4 protein-coding genes are annotated in these 3141 nt (G+C 64.8%); 1 reads left to right on the top strand and 3 read right to left on the bottom strand.

The window, feature by feature from the left end; translation table 11 throughout:
- A partial coding sequence (locus tag EOA85_RS31105) for an adenosine kinase (RefSeq protein WP_164760000.1) occupies nucleotides 1-399 on the bottom strand: 399 nt, incomplete at its 3' end.
- Nucleotides 400-594: 195 nt separating this feature from the next.
- Between EOA85_RS31105 and EOA85_RS31100 the strand changes: the two genes are divergently transcribed.
- Entirely contained in the window at nucleotides 595-1290 is a 696-nt protein-coding gene (locus tag EOA85_RS31100) for a sulfate transporter family protein (RefSeq protein ID WP_127212287.1), read from the top strand.
- 144 nt (nucleotides 1291-1434) lie between these two features.
- Here EOA85_RS31100 and EOA85_RS31095 read toward each other — a convergent pair whose 3' ends face one another.
- Nucleotides 1435-2430, bottom strand: coding sequence for a proline racemase family protein (locus EOA85_RS31095; protein WP_127212286.1), 996 nt, complete (start codon nucleotides 2428-2430; stop codon nucleotides 1435-1437).
- Nucleotides 2427-3141 (bottom strand): isocitrate lyase/phosphoenolpyruvate mutase family protein (locus EOA85_RS31090; RefSeq protein ID WP_127212285.1); only part of this gene is annotated, 715 nt, incomplete at its 5' end. The genes EOA85_RS31095 and EOA85_RS31090, both read right to left, overlap by 4 nt.

The following is a 3141-nucleotide window of genomic DNA, read 5'->3' as shown; positions in this document are numbered from 1 at the left end:
GGCGCCGAGATAGGTGTGCATCGAGCGCTGGCCGTCCGGCGTGACGAAGAGCATCGAGCGCGCCGTCGGGGGTTCGCCGTTGAGCGGCCTGGTGTCGAAGGCGACGCCCTGCGCATGCATGTCGTGGGCGTAGATTTCGCCGAGCGTGTCGTTCGAGACCTTGCCGAAGAAAGCGGCGCGCCCGCCGAAGCTGGCGACACCTGCCGCTGTGTTGCCGGCGCTGCCGCCGGAGGCTTCGATGGCCGGGCCCATGCGGCTGTAGAGGAGCTCGGCGCGCCTCGTGTCGATCAGGTTCATCGCGCCCTTGATGATGCCGTTCGTTTCCAGAAATGCCTCGTCGCACTGGGCGATGATGTCGACGATGGCATTACCGATACAAAGCACGTCATAGTCCGGCATCAATGATGTCTCCGCGAAAACCACCGGCTTTCTGGCACGCCGGCCGCGGGCGGGTCTAGCGATTTGATGCGGCTTTGCCTAGGGTCGGGATCTATTAATCTGGTCGAACGGCAGATGCACTGCAACACGCTGTCCGCCTGTGTCTTGCCTGTCTCCGCCTGCCTCGGAGATACCAGCCATGGAATTGGAAACGCCGTGATCTCTAGCGCCGCCCGCGCCGCCGCCAGCCGGCTATTTTCGCCCGAATTCCGCTCGGTGTTCGCAAAAACGCTGGGCCTGACCTTGTTGGCGCTCGCCGCGCTGTGGTTCGCCATCGAGGGCCTGTTCGAATGGCTGGCCTGGCCATGGATCGACGCATGGCTGCCCAGCCTGCCGTCCTGGGCCGGATGGCTGGGCTTCATCGTCGCCGGCATCGGTCTCGCGCTGGGTCTGGCGCTGCTGATCGCGCCGGTGACGGCGATCATCGCCGGCCTGTTCCTCGACGACGTCGCCAAAGTGGTCGAGCGCACCGACTATCCCAATGACCCGCCCGGCCGCGCCATGCCGGCACTGCGCTCGATGGTGCTGGCGATAAGATTCTTCGGCGTCGTCATCGTCGGCAGCATCGTGGCCTTGCTGCTTCTGCTGGTGCCGGGCATCAACATCGCTGCCTTCTTCATCGTCAACGGCTATCTGCTGGGGCGTGAGTTCTTCGAGTTCGCCGCCATGCGTTTTCGCCCGGAGGCCGAGGCACGGGCGTTGCGCAAAAAACATGCCGTCACGGTGTTCCTCGCCGGGCTGGTCATCGCTGCCTTCCTCGCCGTGCCGCTGCTCAACCTTCTGACGCCGCTCTTCGCCGCCGCCATGATGGTGCATTTGCACAAGGCGATCAGTGCGCGGGAAGCGGCTTAGGGCGTGCTGATATTCGGGTGAGGCCGGCTTGCGAATGGCGTTTTCCTGTGCTTCCGGTAAGCACCCAAACGTTACGCTCCGTTCCGGTTCTCGGAACCCACCGTTCTCAGCACGGGCTGACCCGAATCTCAGCACACCCCGGCGCTAGCGTAAAAGAAAACCGCGTCCCAACTCGTCGTCGGGTTCGACGATGAATTCGGCCCGGCCGCAGTAGTAGGCGCGGCCGCCGACTCGGGCGATAATGGCGTCATGCAGCCCGGCTTTCGCGGTCCTCGCCACGCTGCCGAAAAAGCGCGAGCCTGCAACACTCTCGAACAGCCGCGTCTGGCCGGCGATTTCGCCCTTGGCATGCATTGCCGCCAGCCGCGCAGTGACGCCCGAGCCGGTCGGCGAACGGTCGACCTCGGCCTCGGCGAAGACGCAGATGTTTTTGGTCGGGGTATCGGAAAATGCGTCCTGTCCGTCGGTTAGGATGGTACCGTAGAGAAAGGCAAGGTCGGCATGGTCGGGATGCGACAGCGGAAACTCGGCCTTCAGTTTCCCGGTCAGCATTGTCGCCGCATCGATGAAATCGCGCACGCGGTTCCTGCCGAATTCCAGCCCGAACTGGCGGCAATCGGCGAGCGCATAGAAGGCGCCGCCATAGGCGATGTCGAAGCCGATCGAACCGAAGCCCGGCAATTCAATCTCCTGGTCGCGGGCGAACAGAAAGGCCGGCACGCTTTCGAACGACACCGCGCCGGCCTTGCCGTCCTGCACCTCGACCGAGGCGACGACCAGCCCGCACGGCGCTTCGATATTGACTGTCGTCACCGGCTCCTGCCGCGCCACCAGCCTCTCGTCGACGGCGTAGCGGCCGAGCGCGACGATGGCGTGGCCGCACATCGTCGAATAGCCCTCATTGTGCATGAACAGCACGGCGAGGTCGGCGCCGGGCAGGTCGGGTTCCACCAGCAGCGCGCCATACATGTCGTAGTGGCCGCGCGGCTCGAACATCAGGATCTTCCTGAGATGATCGAGGTGGTCGCGCACATAGGCGCGCTTTTCCAGGATCGTGCCTGCGGGGATCTTGGGATAGCCGCCGGTGACGATCCGCAGCGGCTCGCCGCCGGTGTGCATGTCGACGACGGTGAGCGTCATGCGTTGGGTTCGGCAAACAACGCCTGCAGCTTGCCGAAAGGCATGGCGGTGCGGGTGAAGCCGAAGGTGCCGTCCTGCTGGATCTCGCGCGCCGCCGTCTCCAGCATGCCGAAGGCGAAATTGGTCAGCCAGGGCCCGAGCGAAATGCGCTTGACGCCTGCCAGGGAAAGATCGGCGATGGTGAAGCCGGGCCTCACCATGACGTTGACCGGCTTGATCAGCGCCGAGCATACGGTTCGCACCGTTTCGATGTCACTGATGCCCGGCGCGTAGAGCACGTCGGCGCCGGCCTTCTCGAAGGCCTGCAGCCGCTTGATCGTGTCGTCGATGTCGGGCTTGCCCCATAGAAAATTCTCAGCCCGCGCGGTGAAGACGAAATCGTGCTTCAGCGCCCGTGCCGCCTCCGCTGCGGCGGCGACGCGCTCGACGGCATGCGAAAAATCATAGATCGGCTTGTCGGGCTCGCCGGTGTGGTCCTCGATCGAGCAGCCGGCGAGGCCCGCGGCCTCGGCCGCGAAGATGGTTTCGGATGCACTTGTCGCGCTGTCGCCCTTGCCCTTTTCGAGATCGGCCGAGACCGGCAGGCCGGTCGCCGCCGCCACCTCGCGGCAGTGGTGGATCATCGCCTCGAAGGTCACCGCGCCGTCGGGCAGGCCGCGCGAAAAGGGCAAAATCTTTCGCGACCTGCACAGCTCGATCTTCGTCATGCCC

This window comes from Mesorhizobium sp. M5C.F.Ca.IN.020.29.1.1, from assembly GCF_003997375.1.
Lineage (GTDB): Bacteria > Pseudomonadota > Alphaproteobacteria > Rhizobiales > Rhizobiaceae > Mesorhizobium > Mesorhizobium wenxiniae.
The sequence above is the reverse complement of the archived record's forward strand: the minus strand, read 5'-3'. Positions and strand labels throughout refer to the sequence as shown.

Coding starts and splice junctions, on each gene's coding strand:
- EOA85_RS31095 (WP_127212286.1), bottom strand. CDS start 2,430: ATGACGCTCACCGTCGTCGACATGCACACCGGCGGCGAGCCGCTGCGG.